Consider the following 25318-nt stretch of genomic DNA (forward strand, 5'->3'; position numbering starts at 1 on the left):
GTACGATTCCCCAAAAATTATTTTCATATACCGGCGCCATATTACTCTAAACCGGGAGCTGACCCAAGCGATTACAAGTCACCCATAAGCCTATGATTTTAACGGATTGCTTTACCCGGATTTCCACCAACAGTACACTGCACTTAAACCTGATTATTACCTGACCATCATCTGACAAAAGACCTCACGTGCAACTACCTGACGACCTGCAATCTTGCTATACACATGCCTGCTCCCAGACAAATATAACGGACTGGCGCCCGCTTAATGCCCAGGGAACCAGTAATTATCTGTTTCGGGCAGGCAAAGGTCAGCAGATTTTACGCATCAATGCACCCGCAGAGCGGGCTGTGGGGGTATGCCGCCACAGAGAAGCCGGCATTATGGAATTATTTCAGGACCATCCCTGGATGGTAAAAACACTCAGCAACCAGCCAGACAAAGGCTGGTGCTGCCTTTATGATTACGGTGACCACGACAGCTCAGACATTATATCAGCAGCCCGGGCTCAGCTGATTGAGATTATCCGGCAGCTACAAACAGCCTCCGTCAGCACAGCCGCACTCAACTTTAAGTTTGATGCCATCTGGGATACCTATGAACAGATAATCACTGAACACCAGGCAAGCAAAGAGAAGCAGGACGCATGCCAGAGGCTGCGGCACGAACTGCACAGTACAATTCAACTTCAGCAGCAGCTCCCTTCCACCCCAACCGTACCCGGCCATCAGGACCTTCATCCCGGCAACCTCAGCCTCAGCAAGGGTCAACTGATCTTACTGGACTGGGAATATGCAGGCCTGTGTCACCCCTGGCTGGATGCTGCCGGCCTGATCACTCAGTTTGGATTCGCACCTGATGAGGTGAATCAATTGCCCGCCTTCAAGCACTTAGAAAGAGAGCAGTTTTCCGTAGCAGCCAGCGCCGCCGTAAGATTCAACAAACAACTCGAAGCTCTGTGGTTTCAGGCACGGGAAATCGCCGGCGAACAGATGTAAGCACCGCAATAAAGAAAAGAATCATTTAAGGGAAAGAAATGGAGGCGCGAGTCGGAATCGAACCGGCGTTCACGGAGTTGCAGTCCGCTGCATAACCACTCTGCCATCGCGCCTTGAAATCTTTAAGGGATTGGAGCGGAATATCGGGCTCGAACCGACGACCTGAACCTTGGCAAGGTTCCGCTCTACCAACTGAGCTAATTCCGCATAGATCCTGATCAGAAACGATCAGTTTTCATCAAAGATTGTAAACCACTTACAAGAAGTGGAGCGGAATATCGGGCTCGAACCGACGACCTGAACCTTGGCAAGGTTCCGCTCTACCAACTGAGCTAATTCCGCTTTTCTATCAAATACTTGCCAGTCATATCTCTCATAAAACTTGGTAATCTTATGAGCTGCCCGGTGTTTCGATGCGCTGTATATTAGGAAAATCGCCCCTCTATTTCAACTGATATTTTCAGTTTTTTAACAGCTGCCCACACCTGGTCATAAAACAACCCGCCGTCACCGGGACCCGGGCAGCCAGATACACAACTGAATAACCGGAATTGCATCCTGAAAAAGTCCTGACTTCCCCATAAATGTACGGATTAGCGTATCAGGAAATATTTGCCCGAATCAGGCCATGCTCCTGCTACCTGAGCCCTCAGGTTTATCTGGCAGAAGCGCCCAGGCAACGGTACTTAACCCGATTAAAGACCGCTGCCGGTCCTCTCAGACCAATTCCCGCAGTAGCCCCTCAGACACTCGGCTCTGACATTTTCCGGCGACACTTTAAAAGCTGACCTGATCCGCTGACCTACAATCTGCTTTTCAGCTGGGCTGAGCAAATCCCAGACAACAAAAAACCCCGAAAGCCTGAGCCTACGGGGTTTAAAGTGACCATGTGACAATGGTGCCCGGAGCCGGACTTGAACCGGCACGCTGTTTCCAGCGGGAGATTTTAAGTCTCCCCAAAAAAGCCCTCTAATCAGACAGTTGTGCTGTATTTTCCTAATATAACACTGTGATTTTACGCGGCTTTGCGGTGACTTCATCCACTGTATATTAGGAAAATGCCTGTTTGAAACCAGGCATTTTACGGAGGTTATAAATCAATTTCTGAGTAACAGCACATCAGACGATATAGCCTTACCAATCGGCCGATTTATTAATGGATTAACTGACAAAGTACCACTGTCTGAAAGATGGTAATCCGAGCCTGGGACAAGCCCAGTAAAAACCCCTTCAACCACCGAGCCAGCGACGAAATAGTCACCCTGCTCGTTTTCAGCCTGGGAAGTTTTTGCCAGGGCAAGCCATTCATCAGCATTAGATAAATTCGCCAAAGCATCAAACGTTTTAAGGTAAGCATTACCGCTTGAAACAGAGTCAGAATAAGCCACCAGCACCCGGCCTTCACCGATCTGGACGGCCGGCGTTACAAACTCCACATCAATGCCCGAATCGATAGCAGCCGAATCAATATCTTTCAGCGTTCCGGCCCGCAGGTCGACCCGCCGCAAATAACGGTCACCAGCGCCGGCGCCTTCGGCATAACTGATAATTGCCGTCTCGCTGTCTATCAGTTCAATATTCGGCAGCTCATTAGCAGAACCACTACTACCCAGAACAATAACATTACCCAGCGAAATGACATTTGATCCATTAACATTTAGATCCATCACCTTGGTGCCGGTCGCAGCGCTCAGAACAGCTACCGCCCGGTCAGTAGCGACGCCAACAACATCAACATAACTGGTGCCGGATGCTGACAACTCAAATACAGGCCCTAACTGAATAGTTCCGCTAGCAATGTCGATTATCCGAGCTTCTGTTTTTCCTGTTGAAAGTGCATACACCAGAATTGCACGGGTATCACTCAACTGGTGAAGCCTTATCGAATAAGTAGCGTTCGCCCCAAATGAAACAGCGCTGCCAATCTCGCTAACAGCCGCGCCGTTAATATTGATCAGCTGCAACTCCCCGGCCTGACTCCCATTAAGGTATGCCACCAGCCCGCGAGCATCAGACAGGGCGCATACATCCAGCCCCATATAATCATTAGGAATTGTGCCCGTATAGAACTCAACCTCACTGCCAGGCACGGGAGCTATGCCGCCGCCCTGATCTGTCATCACATATACGCGACCATCACTTGAAGCATCAACATGTGCGCATAACACCTTGTTACTTTTACCTATTCTCCCCATTCTTACATGCCATGCATATGAAGAATTTAGCGTAAACGGTGACCCCAAGGTCACACCGGCATCTGCGTCATCATCTGCAGCAACATAAATATAGGTATCGCCGCTGCTCGTATCACTGGCCGCCACCATCACACGCTTATCCCCACATGGCTCCGCCCACACATCGTGACCGTAGGTGGAATTCAGGATAGTTCGAGTGTCTTCAGCCATGGCCGGCGGTGGCATTTCACTGACCGGCGCAAGCGCCGTTACAAACTGCCCAGCGGTAACAGCAAATGGAAGCGTTAACGATGGCAGCATCGTTTTTGCATATGACGGAACCACTGACGCTTCAAGGGTACGGCGCGCAGTAATCGCGTCTAAGTGCTCCAGCCCCTTCGCAGCGTATGCCAGCTCCTGGAGAGATTCAGAACTGGCCGCAACAGAAGATAGCTTGTCAGCGATTTGATTCAATGTTGTTTCAATTTTGTTGGACATTTCCCACCCCTTAAAAAATTGCCATTCCCAGTTCCCGGGCCACATTGTCCGGACTGACTGAATTCAATGCATTACTGGCCGCCTGCTCTGTTGCCGCTCTGTCTACGGCTACCGCCTGACGATCCTCCTCAACAGCCTGCCGCGCGCTGGCGACCTCTGACGCAGCCGTTATTACCGTTTGTTTATTTGTTGCTACGCTTGATTTATCGAGAGCCACGGCCTGACGGTCATTACCCGTTGCGGTCGCTGCCTGTTCAGCTGCGTCTTTGTAGCCCTGCGCCTCACCTGCGCTTTGTGCCGCCGCCTCTGCTGATGATCCTTGCTGAGCCGCTACCGCCTCGTTTCGGGCCTGCAGCGCCTCTGTATGAGCCTGCTCTATTTCACCGGCTACAGTATTCAGATCACCGGCAAACTTCATCAACCGGTCTTGCTGGGTATTGAAGTTGTTAACAAAATCGATGGTATGACCGGGCTGAATTTTTAAATCTGAAAGACTGAGGCTAATTTCTGATATCGACATTTCTGCTACACCTCAAAAAACTGCAGCTTCGTTGTGCAGTTGTTGAAATTGTTATGAGTAAATGAAAGTCCTGCCTGCCTTTTTGCAATGAACTGATGCTGAATTTCTTTCAAACCACCGGCCCCGGGATATGCGGAAATAAATATATCCGCCGCGAGCCCAGCGGCCACCAGCTCTCCTTCAAGCAATAAGCGTTCATCCATAGATAAGTAGTTGAGATCGATATCAAATTGCCTTCTGGAGCCCTTGCCGACCGTCCATAGCGAGCCGCCATCCGTAGGGCTGTGCCGCCCGCTTTCCTGATGGGTCATTCTTGCGTTGTAGTCCATATTCACCGCCGGCGAAATGGCAACCCCCAGGAAGAACCGGCCGACCTGAAGCCAGCCAGCGCTATTTTTTGAATCGGATACGGTTATTTCGTAACTGTCGAAAAGTACGGCATCAAACCACAGTGAAGTGCACTGTTCCGCCAGCTTATCGTTATCGGCCGCCATCCATGGGTCTATGCCCGCCCGCCAGGTTCCGGCAGGTATGAAGAAAGTCTGAACAGGAATTAAACCGGAGTCGTAAACCGTTACGCCCTGGAGCTTCAGAACGAGCCGATATTCGGAATCCTTACTGAGGTTATGCTGAGCCATACAAAAGCCATTAGCATACGCTGGCCCTTGCCCCATCTGAGCGGTAACTGAGTGAACACCGACACTTTGTGTCCGCCAAGCATGGGCCTTGCTTTGCTTCTGCGTTGATGCCACCGGGACAGCTTCGCTGCTGGCAGTCAGTGCGGCCTTGTCATGCTCATTGACAACAATAAATCGAATATTGCTTTCAGCCATTAAAACCACACCTCTAATTTTATCCGCTCTTCAGTGAAAGAAGGCCTCTTTGAAAAAACCACGGCGTCTACACCATCAGAAAACGGACTGATACCGGGGTGCATTATCTTGACTGTATCGCCCACTGATATCAGGGCCGGCGCCAAGAAACATTCACACTCCCATACCTGCCGGTCAGCACTTCGCAACTGCAATCGCCGGTCAGCTTCGTAATAACCGTCATAGTTCGGAATTTGCACATCGACTGCTATAGAAGCCTCGACAGTATCGGCATCCGATAACTTAAAGGTCCGCTGCTGGAACCACTCACGGGTCAGCGCGCCTTTAATAAAATCACTGACTGAGCCGGCTATATCGCCCGGGGACAGAACATAGAAATTCTTGTAATAATCAACGGAGCACTGACGCCATGCCGGCTCTGTTCTTATCAGCCGTAACCCATCCTTGAAAATATCATCAGGGGTTATTGTGATTCCCGGTTCCGCTGGCGCCTCCAATACAGCCACCTCTAATTCACCGGTTAAATTGACTCGCCAATAACCTCCAATCTGCAGCACCAGATCATCAAGCACCTGGCGACAGGTTGTCTTTGTGCCGTCCGGGTAGTACAGAGATAAATGACGATCCGGCAGCGCATCAAGCAACTCAGCTTTAACGGCTAACCCGGCCACGCCCGCAATAAATTGAACGATCTCGGCTGGCTTATTGAGGCCATAGGTCCGAATGGTGCTGGCAGATACAGGCCCCTGAGCTGGAACCTTTAGCTGAAATCTGGAGTTCGACAACCACCGCACATCCGGATCAGAAACCACTGCCCCAGAATCATGAATATCTGGGTAGCTATATATGCTCGCCGGGCCATCTTCCCAGCCACTGAGAATGTATTCATCTTCAACGGCATTTATCAGAACGGCCGGCACATGCAAGACGGAGCCAAATACCGCCGGGAACCCGTATTCCTTATTCTCAGTTTCGGCCCTGTATTCATGCAGCGGCACCTCAAGTGCCGATCGGCCATCAGACACCGAAAATGAAATTTCCCCGGCACGGCTGGCGGCCAAACCACTATTAGGCAGAGATGCCACCAGTCGAAAATCCTGCCGATGCCAGGTAAGGTCGCCCAAATAAATGCTGATGTTACCGGTGCGCCATTGGTAACCGTGCCAGGCATTTAAATCACCATCGTTTATCACGGTAATGGTGCCTATTTCTGACCTGCCATCGATCCGCTCAGATAAGCTGACCACTGAAGAAACCCTGTCTTCATATACCCGGTGCGTATTATCCCTGGTTACCGGCTCCCCGATATACGGCGCGGTTGCCACATACTCAACACCCGCCGTATGCGTCAACTCAACAAGCAGACAGCGCCGCGCCGCCGCCTGTGTCAGCCAGTTTTGGTAATCATCATCTGAAATCATAAAGGGCTCGCTATTACTGCTTGTCCGTTACGTTCAAAAGCCCGGGTCTGCCTTTCTGCTTCAGCAATCTGTGCATTCGCAATAGCAGCATTCTGAGCATTCAGGCGCTCGACCTCACCCCGCAAAAGCTTCAATTCAAGCACCTGCTTATCAGCGGCCTCCCGGGCCTTCTTGCTCTCTTCGAGTAGTTCCTTATCAAGGCGGGCAATCTCTGACTGTAACCGGTCCTCGCTGCCGAACTCCTGCCCAAGACCGGTAAGAACCTTGGTTACATCTTCGAAGATATCCTTATAAGCTCCGGTACTGGCGTAAAAGCTTGCCGCTTGGTTTATATACGCCTGTGCAGCGTTACCAATCTGGCCAAGCGCTTCCGCATCACCGGTTTCTGCACGTACCTGCAGGGCAGCAAAATCACTCTGTACCAGGTTGAATTTCGCCTGAGCCTTCAGCGGTGAGTTATCGGAAAGCTTCAAGCCATTTACCACACCCGCAAGTGACGCCGCGGCCCGCTGCTGATCCTGCAGCAACCCCACAGAGTAATCCCGGATACGGCTTAATTGCTCTGTAATTGGCTGTGAGATAGAAGAAACGGCTTCTTCGGTTAACTGTCCCAATGTTGAGAGCGCCGGGGCAAGCTTCATTGCTGCCAAATAAGCATCTTGCCCTGCGGCTGTTGTCAGGTTCAGAGACTCCACAAAGCTGCGTAAGTCTTTGCGTGAATCAATCGAGGTGCCGTACTCCTCGTTAAATTCATTTAAAACACCATTCAGTTTTGCAATCTGCCGGGTGCTTCTTTCTTTGTCAGTAAAGTAATTCTGGTAATAAAAGCCACTGCTTTCCTGCAGCTGTTCCATGCCGCCGAAAATCTTTACCATCCTGTCGCTGAGCCGAATGGCGCCAGCGCCAGTTTGATTGAACGATAAATTCAGATCCTCAGTAATTGCAGTAAAGGACTTAAACTGACCGGCCAGCCGCATTAAGGCTGCATTAGCTTTTTCGTCAATCGCTATCAGGTCGTCAAGACCTGCAGACTTCAATACAGAAGTTGATAGCCCATCAACAACCCGGTCTGTCCATTGCTCTACGTACTTTTTAACCTGGTTATTGCTGGAATATTTGATATTTCTGGAGTACCGGCTCCGGTATTTCTCGGCAGCACCGTAATGGGCGCTTAACCCCACATCGCCTGTTAAGCTTTTCAAACCGTCCTTCACGGCCTGAAAATACGTACTCAGCTGATCTGTACTGTCTCTCGAAAACCGATAAACGCGGTAACGGCTTTTGCTACCTCTGAAAAACGATTTTTTCTTTTTCTCTTTAGTTTTAACGTATCCGTAGGTCTTGCCGTTGCGGTACCCAAGATTCAGGGTTTTACTTTTCAGCTTCCACCCAGACCCGAAGAGACTGCCGCCCAGCTTGCCCCCCAGAACGCCACCAAGCACAGCGCCGACAGCAGCCCCCACAGGGCCGGCAATAGCCGCACCAAAGCTTGCGCCACCTTTAGCACCAAAATAGCCACCAGCAGCGCCGGAAATAGCACCTTTGACGCCAGACTGGCCATAACCATAGAAAGCACCGCCAATGCCTGAAACGTAGGGAGCAACAGCTGATATGGACTGTGACCAGTTTGCAGGATTGGCAACAGATAAAGCCTGTCCAGAACCTGCACCGGTTGCCAGCCCGATTTCAGGGTTAGCAGCCGCCCATGCTGGATTGAACAAAACATTCTGAGTGGCAGCCAGTTTATTCAGCCCTGCAATTGCCCAGGCAGGCACTAAATTACCGGTTCCCAGATCAACCAATGACTTCAGACTTGATAAATTGCCAAGCAATCCACCACCGCCACCGCCGGCGGAACCGCTACCCGTAACAGCGCCGGCCGCTGATGACAGCCCCCCGACAAGTGAGCCGGCACCAGAAATGGAGCCGACAGCATTTATTACCAACCGCTTACTGAACGTGTAAGCAAGTTGCGCCATCAGATCCTTGGCGGTATTCACCATTGAATCTTTGAAATCATCAAAGCCATCGAATGAGCTGCGGTACAGCTTAAAAAACGCATCATCGACGCGCTCTATCGCCCTGTCCGTCATTTTTGCCCATGCATCAACAGACTCTTGATTCTTTTTCAGGGCCTCATTTGACTGTTTAAGCGCCTGCTGCTGCTCAAATAGCGCCTCTGAATGGCGCCGAACAGTGGCCTTTTGCTCTTCGGTCGCCTCTGCGTTCAGCTGGCGTAACTGGCGCTGAACGTACTGTTCTTTTTCAGAGTGCTTCAGCACATCAACTTCAAACTGAAGCGATTCAACCAGACTTTCATTTGAGGCCTTCAGGCTCTCAACTGCTTTAGCCTGCTTAACAGTAACAATAACGTTTTTCGCGCCAGAGGCGTTCGCCTCCCCGGTGGCGTTGTCCGCTTCTTTCTGGGCTTTTGTTTGCTGTTCCTGTGCTTCAGTCAAAGCCTCTAAGCGCAATTTCTGGCCGACTAAATCCCTTTGCGCAGCATCATACTTGCCATCCAACCAGCCGCCATCGGGCACCGCCTCAAGCTTATCAATAAACTTTTGAGTTTTTTCGATATCGCTGGCCAGCTCTTCTGATGACCGTTTCAAAAACCCTTTTACCAAGTTGTTTTTCAGATACTCGTCTTGGCCGCCGGAAAGCACCCGGTACATTTCCCGCAAAGAGATAGCCAACTGGTCAATTGGCCCTATAGCTTTTTGGCTTCTGATCTTTGCCTCATCAACATTGGCGGCATAAACCGCCATGCCTGTTGTCGCCAGAATAGCAACACCGACGGGGCCACCCATAAAAGCCAGAGAGGCTTTAAGCCCAGCGGTGGCACGGCCAGCTAAAGTCGCTGAAGCCGTATATCTGTTAGTCGCGGCAGTTAAGCCATTTTGAGTAGCAATAACAGCCTGGTTCGCAACGGCTAACCGTGTACCCGCGGCGGCCCGTAATTGCATTGTATGAGCTGCAGCTAAGGACCGCTGCGCCGCTGCCTGGTCCTGCACAGCTCGATGATGCTGCTGTTTTGCAAGCTGCAGCTCACTGGCCAGCAAAGTACGATTTGCCTGAACCGCTGCAGCCGATGCTTTAATTTTTGTCAGCATCGCCGGTACATATTTGGCGGCCATCGTGCCTGCGGCAATAATCGCCACATCATCCAGGTACTGAACGGATTCCGCGGCGGCCGCAACTGTTGTTGCCATGTTTTGAAGGGTTTCTGTTCCATTGGTGGCGACAAATACGGCCACCTCCCGGTTCACGCTCCCCCAGGCCATGGACAGATCGGCCATGGCATCATTGTAAGCAGCAACTGCCGCCGCTTGATCCTGACCAACAGTCACATTCAATTCACGGGCGCGGGCCAGCATTGAATTAAGGGCTTCTTCACCCTGATTGATAACCTGAAGGGCCGCCGCGGCGCCCTCGCTGTCAAAAATCTTGTTTGCCAGCCGTACACGATCGCCACTGTTTTCTATTCCCTGCAGTGCGTTGGCAATTGCCAGGAACTGTTCTTCAGGACGTAGCTGCTTTAATTCATCAGCAGATAAATTGAGCTCCACCAGGGCATCTTTCGCGGCCCCAGTGCCGGCGGCTGCCTCTGCAATTCTGCGGGTCTGGCGCTGCCAGGCCAGAGACAGCTGTTTAATATTGGTTCCGGACCACTCTGCAACTGCTGAGTATTCGGATAAAGCCTCTGTGCTGGCACCCAAGCGCAGATTTAACTTGTGGATTTTGTCCAGTGAGTCTAACTGTTTACTGAAACCGGCTGTTACAGAAGCAATACCGGTAAAAGCGGCACCCCATGCGACAGCCTTATGAGCAACAGACGCAATAGATGCACTTAGCTTATCGCTCTCCTTGCGCATAGCCTTCATCTGGCGCTGGCTACGTTTACCGGTATCGTTAAGCCGCCCCAGCTTCTCCCGGGTCATTTCAATAGCTTTAACGCCGCCGGCGGCATCGCCGGTGATCACTAAGCCAGTTTTATATGCTTTAGCCATGAAACGCCCTATAATCCCGGTATGGAGATTCTGTTTTTATTGGCATTGCTGCCAACACTGATGTTAATTCTTAGCGGGAAGTTCGGCTTTGCAGCCGTCAGCCTGCTGATTATCCCTGGCTGGTTTTTCAGCCCGGTTATAGCTGGCGCGGGCTGGGTAAGCTGTTGCGCTATAGCAATCAACGATTAAGTATTCTTACCCTGCCCATGCCGGGCCCCTTTCTCTATTAGCTGAACCTTCCTAAGCAGCCCCAGCCGGCGTTTTTTCTTTACGCCGTGCATATTCATGACTGATTCAAGCTCGCAGCGTGAAACGCCGTCATAGACTCGCGTTGTGCCTGCCATGCCGCTGATTACGACATACTGAGGCCGACAGCCGAGGAATAACTGAAAAGGAAGGTTATTTTCTGGATCTAAAGGAAAGGTTTTTGATAATTCGCTTTGGAAGTGTTCCAAAACTTCAGGCGGTGCGCCTGATTCAATCAGCTCTTTTAATGCTTCATTATCAGGACTGGAATCGCTACCGGACGCCCAGAACCGTCCGGCATCGATTAGTTTTTTGCCAGCGCCTCTAAGCCAGCCTGGCCTGAAATGACGGTACCCAGTTGCTCAAGCAATGGCACTGCCACATAGTTCATATTAAGCAGTTGCTCTATCAGCTCCGGCTGATAAGGAATTTCTTTACCGTCATCCGTAAGCAGGCCTTCGATATTCTTAATCAACCGCTCACACATGCTACGATCTGTGATTTTAGGCTCTGGCATTTCCTGCCCTTCTTTTAAGTCTTCAGCCGCCTTCATCATGCGCTTTTGTTCAGCTTCAATTTCTTCTTTCAGCTGCTTTAACTCAGGCTCTGGGAGATAAACCCAGGTAACAACCAGATCGTGACTCTTATATTCACCTACACCGCAAGGTTCCTTGATATCCAGCTTTAAAGAGACTTCATCGATTGGCTTTAAAATGAATGACATATTGCTTGTCCTTTGTCCGTTTACTCGTCCGCTGTACAAAGAAACCCCACCCGCCACGGACGGAAGCAGGCAGGGTTAAACCAGTTACTTAACTGTGATTTTCAGATCATCGTCGCCAGCATCCGGAAGCACACTTAAATTCAATCCAAGCGTTGCAATACCGTCACTATCGCCAATGTTTGGCTGTAACAGCTGAACCTTCGGCATGTCGAACTTAACGACATTTCCGGGGGTTTTGCCGTGGGTAAAGGTCATTGCTCCCAGCTCATGGCCGGCAATAATTGCATGGAAATCTTTTGTCGCGATATCCGGGGATTCAATCGTGCACGAACCTGAAGGAGAGCGGTCAGTGATCTGTACCGACTCGCCGCCTACAACATTGCGATAGACAACATTGTTGGAGATATCGATATCTAAAGACTCCATGACAGCGTTATAGCCATGCACTGAAAATGCTGAATTACCGTCTGTTACCGCCACCGGCGTTTCAAAGGCTGACCAATCAGCTACGGGCATCGTGGCTGTACCGGGATCCTTTCGCAGGCCAGTAAACTCGAATGACATCATCGGCAACCCGTCTTTTCCGAGTGAGATTTTGACCGACCCCCGGGCACCAACCAGCTTATGTAAATCGCCGTCCAGGTAGAAATATAAAGTGGCTGATTCAAAATCTTTACTGACAGGCTGATAAACCGTGTCTGTTCCTGCATTGATCGTTTCAGAAAAGCCGCAAGCCCGAAGCAAAGCACCGTAAGCCGGCGCAGTGCCTGCCGCACCAGAACCCGCCACTTCAACTTCAAAAGTGACCTTGGTATGCGGCGCAGTGTGGTAAGTTTCATCATTGCCCAGCGTTGGCCGGTCAACATCCCGGTTAACTGTGTTGCCCTGCATTAACTGAATCTGCAGGTTCTTAGTAAGAATCGCATTACCAGATTCTGACGGCGCCGAATCTGTTGCATAAACAGACTCAATCTTTGCAAGTAGTAATTTTTTCCGAAATAACATGGTTATTTTTCCTTCCCAGCCGGGTTGCCAGTTGTTTTCTTTGTGCCTGGCGCGGCCTTCGGCTTAGCCAGTGGTTTTTTACCTTTGGGCTGCGTCTGCTCCACAAGCACCCGCTGACCATCAATCATTTCGTAACGCCCGCCCTGATTCACAAGACACCCCCTTTAACTCGATATATAGCGTTTGTATGAATACTGTTCCCGCCAGTAGATCAGCGGGCCTTTTTGCGCCAACCGGTTGCCACCGATGTATTCAACAGGTTCGCCCCTCTCATGCAGTTCCAGACCAAGCAATGCAGATTTACACTTGTCGCGGATCGCCTTCAACTGATCCGCTCGCCCTATCAGCACAACTGAAAAAACCTCTGTAACACGCTGACGAATAGCTGTACTTAATGAGCTAGTTTCAGCCCGGGCAGACGTTGAATAAACAAGGGATGCAGGCAGGGTCTGTGAAGCAGTTGCAAGTGTCGTGATCTCAATTTCCATATCGGCGCGGAATTGATGCTGATCAGCCTCAAAGTCTGTAGAAGCATCGGTTATTTCTAGCTGCTCAGACCTTCCTGTAACTTCTGAAGCAATCCTCAAGCTCAGGCGCTGCAGATCAGGGAAATTTTTTGCTCTGATAGTCAGAACATAACCATCTATCCTGCCAACCTTCTCACCATCAACCTCAATGTGATTTCTGAAAACCGGCTGAAAATTGACTGCAGGTAACGTTACTGTTTCCGGCAGTCGGACCGGATAAACTCGATCATCAACAAGCCCCGAGAACATATCGGAAAACGTGTGGGCGGTATCTACATCAGAAATATCAGTTTCATTTGTCTGGGCAGCATTAAACCCAACGCCCACCAGCGCCGTTATTATCTCATTCATCATTACTTGATCCGGTCTAAGTGATTTGCCAGGCCGCTATAAAACCGCCCCGGTATATCGCCCTGATTCCGGCTCAGGGCACGGGCCATAAAGTGCGTACCTTCTGTTCCACCGTGCATGTAACCCGGGAGATGTTTCAAACGGGCTTTTCGGTAATGCCTGAAACGCTTCTTTGTCCCATGTTCTGCCAGGGTTCCAATATAAGCCTGACTCTTTCCACCCACTTTACGATTAGGCCCGATAATAATTGCCAGCCCCGGGTTGTTTTCACTAACCTGATTCGATGACCCCTGATACAAATCAATTCGGGCAGCATCTCGCTTGCTCAAGGTTTTATGACCGATCGCTTTTGCAAGGTCACCTTTATCTTTAGGAGCAAGATTTTTTGCTGCTGCTTTAATAGGCTTTGCAACAGATACCAGGCCCGCCCGAACAGCTTTAGTTTTAAGTGAGGTTTCAAGGGCTTGCAGGCTTTCCAGAACGGAATTTGCATTTATAGAGACATCAATCATCAAGCAGCCTCACACAGCAGAGTCAAATAAACCTGTTTAACATCAGGCTTTATTCCTTTGATATTTAGGGATTTATCACCGAACTTGCTTTTCCATACAACAACCATGTTTTCAGTTATCCCGGGCCTGTAACGCAGAATTACTTCATACACGATTGGATTTTGAGTTTGATCCGCCTGATCCTCTTCTTTTGCAGAAACAACCCTTACCCGGGCCCGGGCCTTGTTCAGAAAAACATCATATGATTCGACTTGCTCGCCGCCGTATTCACCGCGGCCCATCACCGGCTGCTTGATCTGGACCTGATGGCGAAGAACGACACTCATATATTTATCACTCGGTAATGTTTCAGCAGAGCATTCACGGAATATTCTGTTTCTTCGGTCACTCGCCCAACTGCCTGGCGGTTTTCATACCAATGGGAAACCAATAATAAAATGGCTTGAACTACGGTCTTAGGAACTGGCATACCGGCGACAAACTCTATAGTAACCGGCTCTGGATCCTTTTTATGAACATCCGATACAACCCCGTATGGTCTGACAAAGCCGACGAGCCCAGAAGTAGATACTCCATAATCCGACTCAGATATAACTTGCTGGCTACCTTCACAGTTCCGATATTTAACTGACGCCACTGTTTGAAGATCCGCCGCCAATTCTATTTCATCCGACAAACGCCCCTTAAACAGTAACGTGTGGTTTCCAAAGTATCGGCCAGTAATCGTCTGGCATAGCTGATGGGCCGCATGTATGTACGCCGTTAAGAGATCGTCATCATCCGTAATGTCATCATCAATCTGGCAATGTTTCTTCACCAGCGATAATTCAACAGCCAAATCAACTGGTTCTGTTTTGATAGTAACTGCCATACAACCCCTACTCCTTAACATCCTCAACGAAAAACACCGGCAGGTGCCGGTGTTTTTGATTCAGACTGCTACTATGCTGCCGGATCTTCTGATTTACCGTCTGCTTCTTTCGCAGTACCTGGTTCGACAGCCACTTTTGCCTTCTTCAGCTTCTCAGCTGTTTCTGCATCAAAACCTGCTATGTCGCTTTTTGAGTAACGACCCCAGGGTTTAATGAACTCCACAGAGATCCGCTTATTTTCTTCTTGCTTGGTTTGTTTACCGGCCATGGTGATATCTCCTGGCTATGTATGATGGTAAGAGGCAGGGCCAGTGCCCTGCCCATTCATGGTGTTTACCAGGTAACCTTCGAACCCATGACCAGGCCTTCCGGATGACAGAAGCCTACATCGTGCTCATTCACAACACGAATGATTGACTGGTTACGGGCAAAAGCTGATACAAGATTGCCAGAAGCGTCTTTGTAGGTGGCTTCTTTAGAGAAGTCGACGCTCATTGCCCCGTCTTCACCAATCACTACATCGTTCCAGTCTGCAAAGTAGATTTCTGATTCATTGGAGCCTGTGCCCATATTCACAGGAATTGTGGTGGTATGCTTGATCGGCCAGCCTTTCAGCATACCCTGTGCCATTTCTGGATACAGTTTATTACCGTTACCATCACGCAGGCCTGAAAGCTTCATGAACGTACGCGGTGCCATCGCCCAGCCAGGGTTAACCAGCATGCTGTCGCTTTCCATCAGCTTCAGGATCAGGCTGTCAAGATACGCATCGACAGTATCAGAGTCCGCAGTACCCGACCACGGCATAACACGAGACGCATCCGTCGCCACTTTTTTGAAGCCGATCGGCGTATTGTTGGTGCCGTCATCCCGCAGGAATGCCTTATCTTCACGCACAGCCATTGCGTTCAGCATGTCATTAAGGAACAGCTGTTCCACATTGAAGCCCGCCTGTCCAATCAACTGATTTGAAATAGGCACCAGGGTAATCATGCTTTTTGCTGACAGCTGAACATCATCTGTGCTGGCTTCAGTTGCCAGAACATCCGCACCTTCACCAACATAACCAGACGTTGCACCACCCGCCATACGCGGAAGGCCGAGGTTACCGTTTGGCAGCGGTACGGCACGCGCGCCCAGCGCCCGCACAACCGTACGAGGCCGCAGCAGTTCAATAACTTCACTGTGCGTATTACGGGGAATCAAAGTTCCACCGCTGTCAGCAGAGGTTTGAATTGCCATAGACAGACCCTTGTCGCCCATCTCATTCGCTGCAAACTTTGCGGCCAAATTCAGATCACCTTTGGACGCTGCCACAGCCATTGCCGTACGCGCAAACGCTGCTCCCGGGTATTGCTTAGCTTCTTCTTTCACATGCACCGCAGGTGCTGCAAAGCTAGCAACAGGTTCAGCCGCTGCAGCGTTCATCTGCTCTGCTGCCTCCAGACGGTTAATCTGCTGAGTCAGACCTTTAAACTCAGTTTCAAGGGTTTCAAACTGTTCAATTTGCTCAGCAGTAATGGTGCCAGCCTTTTCAGCAGCAGCCAGTTCCTGAATCTGTGCATTGATCTCCGCACGCTTGCGGCGGGCTTGTTCGATAGTAAGCATTATTTTTCACCTTTTTAGTGACTGAATGACATAAAAAAAGCGGCTTATGCCGCTTCGTGATCGAGCTCTGCCGCAGGGCTAAAGCTGAACCTGTTTATCGATCGCCGCAGCGCGGATACCGATTGTTGATTGATTAACGGGTTGAATGTACTGCTGGGCAATGGCGTTGATGGCGTCCTGTGCAGGCATGATTTCATGTACCAGCCCTGCCGCCAGCGCCTGAGGTGCCGTGAACAGGCGGGCCTGTGTGTCGATAATAGCTTGCTGGGACAGGCCTAAATAATCAGCAACAGAGCCTGTAAATATTTCATAGGCTTCATCAAGTTTGCCGTTAATTTCAGCGGCTGCCTGTTCAGTCAGAGCTTCATGTGGGCTGCAATCATTTTTGTGGTTGCCGCGGTAAAACGTGTTGTACTTAATACCCACGTTTTTTTCCCACTCGCTGACTTCCATTGTTTCCATAATGACACCAATGGAACCGGCACCAGCCGTAGGACTGCAGATAATTTTTGTGCAAGCTGCTGCCAGAAAATACGCCGCTGAGTACGCGGCATAATTAACGATGGCTGTAATTGGCTTAATTTCGGTACACGCCCGAATAAAATCCGCGAGCTCTTTGCAGCCCATCGCATGGCCACCGCCAGAGTGAAAGTCGAGTACGATTTCTTCTACCTGGTCATGCTCAATTGCCAGGTGAATCTGGGAGCGCAGGCGCTCATAGCTGATCAGTTCTGAACAGGTGTTATCAATCGTCCCGCGGCGGGCCACCAGCACACCGTGCACATTGATAATGGCTATCTTGCTGACAATTTTCAGGCTGCGTAATTCGCGGTCCCGCTCTGACATTTCAGCCGACCCCGAACCTGACGGAATTGGCATTGAATCTTCAACATCCATGCCGATTGTTTCACCTGCCTGACCTGTCAGCCGTGGAATCAACACCGCTTTCACACCCGCAACCACTTCAGGAGTCGCGTACAGTGGCGTGTTAAATACCATGCTGGCCACATGGGGGTAATTAATCATCAGCTTCTGCATAGTATTTCCTCAATTTCTTTCGCTTGTTCTGGGGTCGCGTTCATTGAAGACTGAATCTGTCCCGAATCAGCCATGTTTAATGGGGTTAGGTATTTATCACCGCCCGCGATCGGCGGCATATTCTCAAGCCGGCGAATATCGTTAACCGACAGGAAGCCCCATTGCCGGCCAAGTGCATAAGAGTCATACCGAGATTTCTGATCGCCCCGTAATAAGCCGGAGAAATTGAACTCGATATAGAGCTCTTTACGCTCTTCAGGCAGCAGGAAGTCGCGCATCATGGCGGCTTCGTGGCGCTTGATCCATGGCAGTAACGTGTAAATCACAAAACTCAGGGACAGCTGTTCAATACCAGAACCCCAGGATGATGTTTTCTCCAAATGCTGGATCATATGCGGCGGTATTTTGTACAGCCGGCATATTTCATTAACACCGAAGTTACGGCTGGCAATTAACTGTGCCTTTTCGTTATCCATGGCAAGTTGGTTATATTTCATGCCTTCCTGCAGCAGCGCGACAGAGAACGCATTTGTCATACCACTGTGCCGATCCGCGAATTTTTTCAGCAGCCGGTCGACTCCTTCCTGTGACTCAATTGTTCCCGCATCTTTCGGCCGTTCAATCACACCGCTCATAGTTGCGCCCCGCTCAAACACGGCAGCAGCATGTTCTTCAGTGGCCAGCGCAAGACCAACCACATCAGCACTGGTTTGCAGCGGTGATAGCCCGATATAGCCATCCAGCGAAAACGCTTTAACGTGGTGAATCAGCCGCATAGGCAAAATGCCTTCCATGCCCTGCACCTGGTAATACGGCAGAGCATCCGGGCCTTTTAGAACCGTTACTTTTTTCGGGTTAATTGGCCACAGTTGCTTAACAAAGCCGGCTGCATCGCGATCGATGTATGAAAAAGTATTGCCTTCTAACCCCAGAGCGCCCTGACTCTGTTCGTAGTATTCGAAAGCAGTATCTTTACCGTTTGGCTGGTGCCGGATAACATCATAAAGTGGATGATCAACCGCCTTTTCGCGCCCAGAATATTCACTGTTTTTAGCGTCTTTCTTACGGCGGTAGAGCTCACACGGTAACTGAGCAACGGATTCAGCAAGCAACGTAACACAGGACCGAAGCGCCGCATTAGCCAGCGCCGTTTCTGTTGTCACCATCATCCCGGATTTTGTTTTAGAGCCGGATGACATAGAGCTAATCCAGTTGCCCCACTCCTGACGTGCAGAGACGCTGCCGCCTTTTTTGAACATGGCAGGGATAAACATTATTGCTCCTCATCAGCAGAAGCTGGCTGTGATTGCCCAGCCCTTGCCATTAAAAACGACCATATCAGAGATAAAACACCACCAACAATGAACCCGGCCGGCGCATATGCTAACCAGGCTCCGTATGAAAGAAGGCCAGCGCCAGCAAGCCCCACCAAAAAAATAAATGTGCTCAGCATGCTACGTCTGTCCTGTCATAGACTGATTGTTTAGGGCCGCTGCTTTCAGTAAACATTGCCCTACTTATGGCCATTAACAGACCGACTGCACCATCAATTTTATTGTTGGTTGCTTTATCTTTAGTTGGGCGAACTATGTCATCTGAACCCGGCAACTCTTTACCGATTACATTGCTGATACACCACTTCAGAACGGGGTTACCGTCATGGTGGAAACGTCCACTTTTCAATGCGGCTTCCAACTCTTTCATCGGATCAGACATGTTGGTAAAGTTTTGAACAATAGAAACGACTTCAATATTCTCGTCGCTTAGTCGATGTGACAGCATCGCGGCACCGTGCGGATCCATGCCAACTTCTTCGATTTGGCCGTCACCATTAAGGCTTTTCATTTCATCAAGGATGTATAGATAATCTATTTCAGCCCCATCAGTTGCTGTTAAGTGCCCAGTTTCGACCCACGCTTTATATCTATCAGCTGCAGTGTCATCTTCACTTTCAAATACAGTATCTTCAGGTATCCAGAAATACGGAGAAATGCAGTAATAATGCCTTCTTCCGGCATCATCTAACCGGCTGTAAACAGAAACTGCAGCGGTTAAATCAAGCTTAGACGCAAGGTCTATTCCTAAGAATAAATCCTCACCTCTGAATTGATCGTGCCTTAAGCTTGTGTCAGCGCACTGGTCCCAATGTTCAAGATTGAAAAACGCATTAGCAGCACCGCCCCACATGTTTAAATGTTTCGTTTTAAAGGATGCCGCAGTTCGCGGATTATTCAGGGCTTTTCGTAACTGACTTTGTAGATACTCCGGCGTTACTGAAACACCAAAATTCGGGTTAGCTTTGATTAAACTTTTCGGGTCTTTCCAGTCATCATCCGGGTCAATCGTGTAAATTATCCCGAATAGTTCATCATCCTGAATCACGCCTTCAAGTACTTGCTCAACCTCTTTACGCTTGGCATAGCACGGGCTAGCAATGTTATTACCACCGGTGGTAATAATAAGGATCAGCGGATTTTCCCGTGCCCCCATACCAGTTGCCATGGTGTCATACAGTGAAGCAGTTCTATGCTCATGATATTCATCAATGATTGCACCACTTGGAGAGCCGCCGTCCCCCGGATCTCCGATCAACGGTTCAAACTTTGAGTTATCAGCAAGAATATTTAAATTTCTCGCGTTTATCTCAATGCCAAACCTGCTCACCAGATCTGGTGTTCTAAGACACATAATCCGGGCCGGCTCGAAAACCTTCCAGGCTTGGTGTTCTGTCGTTGCTCCGCAGTAAACTTCAGCACCGAATTCCCCATCAGCAGCAAACAGATAAAGCCCTACTCCTGCCGCTTCTGCAGACTTACCGTTTTTACGGGGGATTTCGTTATACGACTCTTTAAAGCGGCGAAAACCAGTTTTTTTATTTACCCAACCAAATACAGCGGCATATCTGAAAAGTTGCCACGGCTCTAATACAAGCTTTCTACGTTCCCGCGCCCACTTGCCTTTAGTGTGAGGTAGCTTTTGTAAAAATGAGCAAATCCTTTCAGCTTTTGCCTTATCAAACTTATATGGATATTTTTTCTGTTTGGCTTTTTCTAAATCATCTAAGTGGCGTTTACACGCCAAATAAACCCACCGGCAAGCAGGAATACGACAGGCAACAATGTCCCGGGCGTATTTGTTTGCCGCATTTACATTCGGATAACTGGCCATTCATTAGAATTCGTCAAACTCGCCTTTAGTAGATTTACCGCCTGGATTGATCAAAGCACTTCTTGCTGACGGGCTTAGACCTAACTGAGCACCATATGAAGTGATATTTCGCAGACACTCATTGATAACCGTGCTCGCTGGATTCTTTACTGGTCCACCATTAGCACCAATCACAACTGGACCACCCGTTTCAGGATCGTTGTAATAATCTAAAGCTTCACGCCAACGCTTATACTCTGAAGCAAACGCCTCGAGTAAATGAGCGTCTTCAGCTGATAGCATCCCGGTTCTGCAAAGTTGCGGACACACCGTTTTCCACATTTCTGCAGCAAGACCAGTTAACCAGGGAGGACAATCAATATTCACAACCTGAGAGAACTCAACTGCATCAGAATTACTCCGCCGGGAACCGCTAAGACGCTTCTGAGCTTCGGGCTTTGACTTACGGCCCTGCCCTGGTCGGTTCACTCGCCCCACAATTCTCGCCCTTTTTATTTTTTAATTACGTACACGTAAAAATTTGACTGAGGTGGCGGTGTCCGGGTTGCAAAGGCTGTTGAGTTTTACCACCCCCTACCCCTTGCCAGCAGACCGCAGCCGGCCTCTGTGTGCTTCTTGCCGGGTTTTTTCATCACTACAGGTACTGCATAGCCACTGCAGATTATTGAGGCTGTCCGTGCCTCCTTCGGCTTCAGGAACAATGTGGTCACAAATACTGCCTGGCATCAGCCTCCCTGACTGTTCGCAAAGCCGGCACAAACCTTTAGCGCGTTCTTTAACCGTTTCACGCTTTCTCCTCCAGGGCCTGCCACCTCGCCCGCGGCCTGCCCTGCCGGATTTCCAGCTGGTGGCCTTGTCGGCATGAGCCGGACAATAGCCATGCCTTTCAATTGTGGTATTCGGACAGCCTGCCTGCCGGCAAGCCTTCGGGACTCTTGCCGGCATAACACAGCCCTAAAAGAATTAAGATTAATTGTTCCTGGAGCAAACCCACTATCGGCGGCCGCTGCTCCATTCCCGGATTTGCTGTTTATCTGAGTTGCTTTGAACGATGGCTGCCTCGCACTGGGCGATATAGTCACCAATAGTTCCAGTTAAGCTTGGCGGTTGTACCTGCACCGTCCAGGTATCAGGAACAGGATCACGGATTGTTTCCGTTATTACTGTCGCGGAACTGCTGCACCCGCTGAGCAACGTCAGCAGGAATAGCGGAGTTAATACACGGATCAGCACTTGCTTCGAGATCATGATTAAATACCTGCTCGTTACGCTGCAACCGCTGAACCGCCTGCCGGGACTCAGCGAGCTGCGCATTTGTCTTAGCGGTTGCTGTCCGCTCTTTCTGGATGATTGCGTTCTGCTGGGTGATAGTTGCCTGATGCTGATCAATAACTGCAGACAGCTCACCGTTACGTTTGATCTGCCAGTAAAGCAGTCCAGAAACAACAACCACCGCGAGACCAAGACCAATAGCAATTCTCATAACTATCTAACGCCAAAGCGGCGCTTCAGGCCATCTTCAAACAAAGCTATTGCACGGCTTCCCATATGCCCAGATATAGCAACCAAAGCAGCAGTTAAAGGCTGCTCAATTCCTGCAGCCTCACACAGCCAGAATGTAACTAATCCAGCAAAAGCAGAAATCACAATTTCACCGACAACTTCTAAAATTGAAAAGCGCTCTGCATTTCCTGCCTTTACCTTACGAACATAGTTAGCAAGGCCACCAAAACCAGAAACAGCCAGAACCCAGACATAAGTAATGAGCTCATACATTTGAGGGTCTTTTTCAGGCATGCTTTAAATCCTGTTCATCGAGCAACGTATAAGTAAACCGGTTGCCGTACAGCGCGGCAGAATGGCGACACAGCCCCACAATGAAATCTAAATCTGCTTTACTGGCCAATACCTGGCAACCTGCAGACCACTTATCGACTAACTTACTGACCCAGCGGGCGGACGCATGATGCATATTAATGCCATGCCAGCCTTCATCAACCAGGCCGGTTGTATCGAGCTCAGCATCCTTATCATTATCCCGGTGAACCGGTAACGGAGACGCCTGCACCAGTGCAGGATATAAGCCGCGGTGCTTACCCAGCTTAAATGCACCGGGATGTTGGCCGGCTGCCAGAATCGCCGTTCCCAGAACATTCAGTGGGTTCTGGCGGTAATACACGCCAGGGTCTGTCGTGGCATCGAACACGTATAGCCGCCACTCGCCCTGCACCTTGAATGACACGGTAATAAAATCGTTAAACGTATTCGCCTTATCGTCAGCGGTACGAATGCCGACAATGTTCAGGTTGTAGTCACCGTATTCAAAAAACTTATAATCCAGCCGCTGGCATGCAGCGCGGATCAGATCAGTTGTAATGAATGACATATCCATGCGGCCTCCGAACGACAGGCGAAAAAAAACCCCGCCGGGGCGAGGTTTTAAAATTAGTTGTTGGGCAACTATCCCAACTTAGAAATCAGAATATGCATTTTGTATCGAAAAAACAACACATTTATGTTTTTTATACAGTCTGTGCAAACATACAGTTAACTAAGGAGATGTATGTCGTGCTAACAAACTTTGAAAACGCTCTATAGATGCGTATGCAGTATTAAATTTTTCTTCCGACATATCTTCATATTTTTCATTCAAAATCTCTTCCTTGTCAATAATGGACGTGATCCTTAAGTGCGAAAGCAATCCATGAACCTTTCGAACCTGCTTTAACATTTGCTGAAATTCTGGTGCTAACTCCGGATGATATAATCCAATAAGCATTTCTGCTTCTTTAATTGGCGGCAACCCTCTTGATGAATTGTCCTTAGACTTCTCTTGTTTTCTGAATTCAACACCGTTGTGTTCACACGCCGCCTGATGGAATAACTCATCAATATCACTGGTGGCTTCAACTAGCTGCGATGATATCTCAGCACATAAGATATAAATTCGCTCAACCCTGTTTCGCTGACGAACATCTCTAGCCAGCCTCTCTTCCTTCTTTTTACCGTACGCTGTAACAGCAAGTGCACCACTGAATCCTATTATTGCTCCAACAAAAGGTCCAAACAAAGGGATCCACTGTGAAGTAGTGTTAACTGATTCTACAGGCATACTTACTTCTCAGGCACGTCAAAATCAACAATGATCAGAACGCCCTTAGCGGTGTCATATAAAACTAACAGGGCATATACAAAAACAGCAGTTAATACTGAGTGAATTAATAATTCGGAGTTAGGAAGCTTACTAACAACCAATGAATCTTGGAGAATTAAAACACTAACAGCAACTGCAATTAAACCTATCTGCTCTTTAACTGATAACAACATCTGGCTTCTGGTATTTAAAAAATAATTTCGCGAATCTTGTTTCCCGCTCTTATCTATCAAATCTCTAATTTTCGTTAATACAATCCCCATTGTTGCAGCGTTTACAGCAAGCAGGGCTACCAGAATAGTAATTAAGTTAGCTTTAAAAAAACTAGATAGGAAGTCAGAAGATAACCAAGAACCAGCGATTTCAACGAGGAACCCAATTGATAACGAAATCAAAGATGTTTTAGCAACTTCAGATATCATTTAAAAATTTCCTGTAAAGCTTCAATGGCCTGTTCAGCAGAACCTTCTATATCTAAGTCATCTACAGAAACTTCTGTGATTGTTTCAGAAGTATGGTGTGTTTTTGATATACCAGCAAGCTTAATACGTATATTGCCCCCCCCTTCACTGGCGTAATCAACTAAACCCTTCATTAATGGCTCAGACTGCTCTAGCTTCAAGCTTGCGTCGGAGTCAGATTCAATTTTGAGGCTGGTTTTTACTGAGTTAGTTGCTTTTGCGAAGGCTTTCAAATCATCTGGAAGAGTCTTTGAAATACTCGCCATATTAGCAGTCACAATTTCAAATTCGATAGAATGAACTTCCTCACCTTGCTTCTGCAGCATGCTAAGCAATCGCCAGAACTTCTTGCTTTCAAACTTTGGCTCATACAATGACGTTAAGTGATAACCCTGCATTGTATGCTTTAAGCTTTCAAATAAATGATTTATGACTGTGCCTGTGTTAACAAATGCGCTAGTTCTTTTTTGAACAGCAATCATCTGAATATCTGGGTGGTTATTAACTACAACGTAAACCGACGGCCAATTTTCTATTTCATCTTTCTTAAACTGCTTTGTTTCTACATTTACCTTTCTTTTTTTTGCCAGTTTAAGAAGATAGATATCACCAACGGAAGTTATAATTTTAATCTCAACATCTTTCTTCTTACCTGGACTATCAGATACATTCGATAGAGCTATATTAAAAAATTCGTTTTTCCTTTCAATAAGCTCATTGATTGTGTTAGCTCCATTCAACAGGCTGGTCTGAAGAAACCTGTCAATAGGTAAAAGCTGATAACGATATAGCTGAAATGTAATATCTAGGGAGGCCATAAAATCTCGATAATCCTTATCAATAAAAGCCTAAACATGCATACATCACATATAGGCAGCAGCAATATTGACCCATTTGAGCAAAGATTTCCACAACATATGCATTAAGTCACTATTTGAGAATCAATCATCAACCGACTCGACGCTATATACAAACATCCTACTCTGTTACTCCACCAGATCAGACACATACACCTTAGCCACATCCAGACTCTTCAGAACATACTACGGCTCACATAAAGCACCGCGGCAATGCGCTCGTATGCGTTAAAAGCCTTGCCGGCAATTGGATCTGGCCGGTTCTTAAACATCACTTATGCAATCAATACCCGATAATGCTTGAAATTTTTCTTCAGCAAACTGCCCACCATCCGGTAGAG

27 protein-coding genes and 3 tRNA genes are annotated in these 25318 nt (G+C 48.7%); 1 reads left to right on the plus strand and 29 read right to left on the minus strand.

From position 1 onward, the window contains the following. Positions 1 to 188 precede the first annotated feature (188 nt). Positions 189 to 998 carry an aminoglycoside phosphotransferase family protein gene (locus PCI15_RS12030; RefSeq protein WP_271270212.1) on the plus strand — a complete coding sequence of 270 codons (810 nt, stop codon included), beginning with the start codon at positions 189 to 191 and terminating at the stop codon, positions 996 to 998. 39 nt (positions 999 to 1037) lie between these two features. Here PCI15_RS12030 and PCI15_RS12035 read toward each other — a convergent pair. The 29 genes from PCI15_RS12035 to PCI15_RS12165 form a co-directional block, all read right to left on the minus strand. Further along, positions 1038 to 1111, minus strand: a tRNA-Cys gene (locus tag PCI15_RS12035). An 18-nt stretch (positions 1112 to 1129) separates the two neighbouring features. Next, positions 1130 to 1205: transfer RNA gene (locus PCI15_RS12040), tRNA-Gly, on the minus strand. 59 nt (positions 1206 to 1264) lie between these two features. After that, positions 1265 to 1340 (minus strand) — tRNA-Gly (locus tag PCI15_RS12045). Positions 1341 to 2095: 755 nt separating this feature from the next. After that, positions 2096 to 3670 carry a hypothetical protein gene (locus PCI15_RS12050; protein ID WP_271270213.1) on the minus strand — a complete coding sequence of 525 codons (1575 nt, stop codon included), beginning with the start codon at positions 3668 to 3670 and terminating at the stop codon, positions 2096 to 2098. Positions 3671 to 3680: 10 nt separating this feature from the next. After that, positions 3681 to 4190, minus strand: coding sequence for a hypothetical protein (locus PCI15_RS12055; RefSeq protein WP_271270214.1), 510 nt, complete (start codon positions 4188 to 4190; stop codon positions 3681 to 3683). A gap of 5 nt (positions 4191 to 4195) precedes the next feature. Next, positions 4196 to 5023, minus strand: coding sequence for a hypothetical protein (locus PCI15_RS12060; protein WP_271270215.1), 828 nt, complete (start codon positions 5021 to 5023; stop codon positions 4196 to 4198). Next, entirely contained in the window at positions 5023 to 6444 is a 1422-nt protein-coding gene (locus PCI15_RS12065; protein WP_271270216.1) for a hypothetical protein, read from the minus strand. Before PCI15_RS12065 ends, PCI15_RS12060 begins: the two co-directional genes overlap by 1 nt. Beyond that, positions 6441 to 10454 (minus strand): hypothetical protein, encoded by a 4014-nt coding sequence (locus PCI15_RS12070; protein ID WP_271270217.1) that lies wholly within the window; start codon positions 10452 to 10454, stop codon positions 6441 to 6443. The genes PCI15_RS12065 and PCI15_RS12070 overlap by 4 nt, the downstream gene beginning before the upstream one ends. A gap of 550 nt (positions 10455 to 11004) precedes the next feature. Continuing rightward, positions 11005 to 11424: a phage-derived protein YdaY family protein gene (locus tag PCI15_RS12075; protein ID WP_271270218.1), complete on the minus strand. Its 420-nt coding sequence runs from the start codon at positions 11422 to 11424 to the stop codon at positions 11005 to 11007. An 84-nt stretch (positions 11425 to 11508) separates the two neighbouring features. Next, positions 11509 to 12429 (minus strand): phage tail tube protein, encoded by a 921-nt coding sequence (locus tag PCI15_RS12080; protein WP_271270219.1) that lies wholly within the window; start codon positions 12427 to 12429, stop codon positions 11509 to 11511. 2 nt (positions 12430 to 12431) lie between these two features. Next, positions 12432 to 12581 (minus strand): hypothetical protein, encoded by a 150-nt coding sequence (locus tag PCI15_RS12085; protein WP_271270220.1) that lies wholly within the window; start codon positions 12579 to 12581, stop codon positions 12432 to 12434. A gap of 12 nt (positions 12582 to 12593) precedes the next feature. Further along, positions 12594 to 13310 (minus strand): hypothetical protein, encoded by a 717-nt coding sequence (locus PCI15_RS12090; RefSeq protein ID WP_271270221.1) that lies wholly within the window; start codon positions 13308 to 13310, stop codon positions 12594 to 12596. Continuing rightward, positions 13310 to 13819, minus strand: a complete 510-nt coding sequence (locus tag PCI15_RS12095) for a hypothetical protein (RefSeq protein WP_271270222.1) — start codon at positions 13817 to 13819, stop codon at positions 13310 to 13312. Before PCI15_RS12095 ends, PCI15_RS12090 begins: the two co-directional genes overlap by 1 nt. After that, positions 13819 to 14145, minus strand: coding sequence for a phage head closure protein (locus PCI15_RS12100; protein ID WP_271270223.1), 327 nt, complete (start codon positions 14143 to 14145; stop codon positions 13819 to 13821). The genes PCI15_RS12095 and PCI15_RS12100 overlap by 1 nt, the downstream gene beginning before the upstream one ends. After that, a complete protein-coding gene (locus PCI15_RS12105; RefSeq protein ID WP_271270224.1) occupies positions 14142 to 14690 on the minus strand; it encodes a head-tail connector protein in 549 nt (182 codons plus the stop codon). The genes PCI15_RS12100 and PCI15_RS12105 overlap by 4 nt, the downstream gene beginning before the upstream one ends. A gap of 71 nt (positions 14691 to 14761) precedes the next feature. Further along, positions 14762 to 14959, minus strand: coding sequence for a hypothetical protein (locus tag PCI15_RS12110; protein WP_271270225.1), 198 nt, complete (start codon positions 14957 to 14959; stop codon positions 14762 to 14764). 65 nt (positions 14960 to 15024) lie between these two features. Next, entirely contained in the window at positions 15025 to 16299 is a 1275-nt protein-coding gene (locus PCI15_RS12115; protein ID WP_271270226.1) for a phage major capsid protein, read from the minus strand. Positions 16300 to 16377: 78 nt separating this feature from the next. Continuing rightward, positions 16378 to 17337 carry a S49 family peptidase gene (locus tag PCI15_RS12120; RefSeq protein ID WP_271270227.1) on the minus strand — a complete coding sequence of 320 codons (960 nt, stop codon included), beginning with the start codon at positions 17335 to 17337 and terminating at the stop codon, positions 16378 to 16380. Then, positions 17325 to 18611 (minus strand): phage portal protein, encoded by a 1287-nt coding sequence (locus tag PCI15_RS12125; RefSeq protein WP_271270228.1) that lies wholly within the window; start codon positions 18609 to 18611, stop codon positions 17325 to 17327. Before PCI15_RS12125 ends, PCI15_RS12120 begins: the two co-directional genes overlap by 13 nt. A gap of 172 nt (positions 18612 to 18783) precedes the next feature. Next, positions 18784 to 20505 carry a terminase large subunit gene (locus tag PCI15_RS12130; RefSeq protein ID WP_271270229.1) on the minus strand — a complete coding sequence of 574 codons (1722 nt, stop codon included), beginning with the start codon at positions 20503 to 20505 and terminating at the stop codon, positions 18784 to 18786. A 3-nt stretch (positions 20506 to 20508) separates the two neighbouring features. Next, positions 20509 to 20871 (minus strand): phage terminase small subunit P27 family, encoded by a 363-nt coding sequence (locus tag PCI15_RS12135; protein WP_271270230.1) that lies wholly within the window; start codon positions 20869 to 20871, stop codon positions 20509 to 20511. Between the two features lie 207 nt (positions 20872 to 21078). After that, positions 21079 to 21450: an HNH endonuclease gene (locus tag PCI15_RS23715; RefSeq protein ID WP_376787809.1), complete on the minus strand. Its 372-nt coding sequence runs from the start codon at positions 21448 to 21450 to the stop codon at positions 21079 to 21081. 48 nt (positions 21451 to 21498) lie between these two features. Continuing rightward, positions 21499 to 21753: an Rz1-like lysis system protein LysC gene (gene lysC / locus PCI15_RS23790; RefSeq protein WP_446680442.1), complete on the minus strand. Its 255-nt coding sequence runs from the start codon at positions 21751 to 21753 to the stop codon at positions 21499 to 21501. Beyond that, a complete protein-coding gene (locus tag PCI15_RS12140) occupies positions 21647 to 21988 on the minus strand; it encodes a hypothetical protein (protein ID WP_271270231.1) in 342 nt (113 codons plus the stop codon). Before PCI15_RS12140 ends, lysC begins: the two co-directional genes overlap by 107 nt. Positions 21989 to 21990: 2 nt before the next feature. After that, positions 21991 to 22302 carry a phage holin family protein gene (locus tag PCI15_RS12145; protein ID WP_271270232.1) on the minus strand — a complete coding sequence of 104 codons (312 nt, stop codon included), beginning with the start codon at positions 22300 to 22302 and terminating at the stop codon, positions 21991 to 21993. Next, entirely contained in the window at positions 22295 to 22897 is a 603-nt protein-coding gene (locus tag PCI15_RS12150; RefSeq protein WP_271270233.1) for a hypothetical protein, read from the minus strand. The genes PCI15_RS12145 and PCI15_RS12150 overlap by 8 nt, the downstream gene beginning before the upstream one ends. A 159-nt stretch (positions 22898 to 23056) precedes the next feature. Then, entirely contained in the window at positions 23057 to 23617 is a 561-nt protein-coding gene (locus tag PCI15_RS12155; protein ID WP_271270234.1) for a hypothetical protein, read from the minus strand. 2 nt (positions 23618 to 23619) lie between these two features. Beyond that, positions 23620 to 24081: a hypothetical protein gene (locus tag PCI15_RS12160; protein WP_271270235.1), complete on the minus strand. Its 462-nt coding sequence runs from the start codon at positions 24079 to 24081 to the stop codon at positions 23620 to 23622. Next, positions 24078 to 24938, minus strand: a complete 861-nt coding sequence (locus PCI15_RS12165) for a hypothetical protein (RefSeq protein ID WP_271270236.1) — start codon at positions 24936 to 24938, stop codon at positions 24078 to 24080. Before PCI15_RS12165 ends, PCI15_RS12160 begins: the two co-directional genes overlap by 4 nt. Positions 24939 to 25318: the final 380 nt, after the last annotated feature.

It is taken from the genome of Aliamphritea hakodatensis, assembly GCF_024347195.1.
GTDB classification, from domain to species: domain Bacteria; phylum Pseudomonadota; class Gammaproteobacteria; order Pseudomonadales; family Balneatricaceae; genus Amphritea; species Amphritea hakodatensis.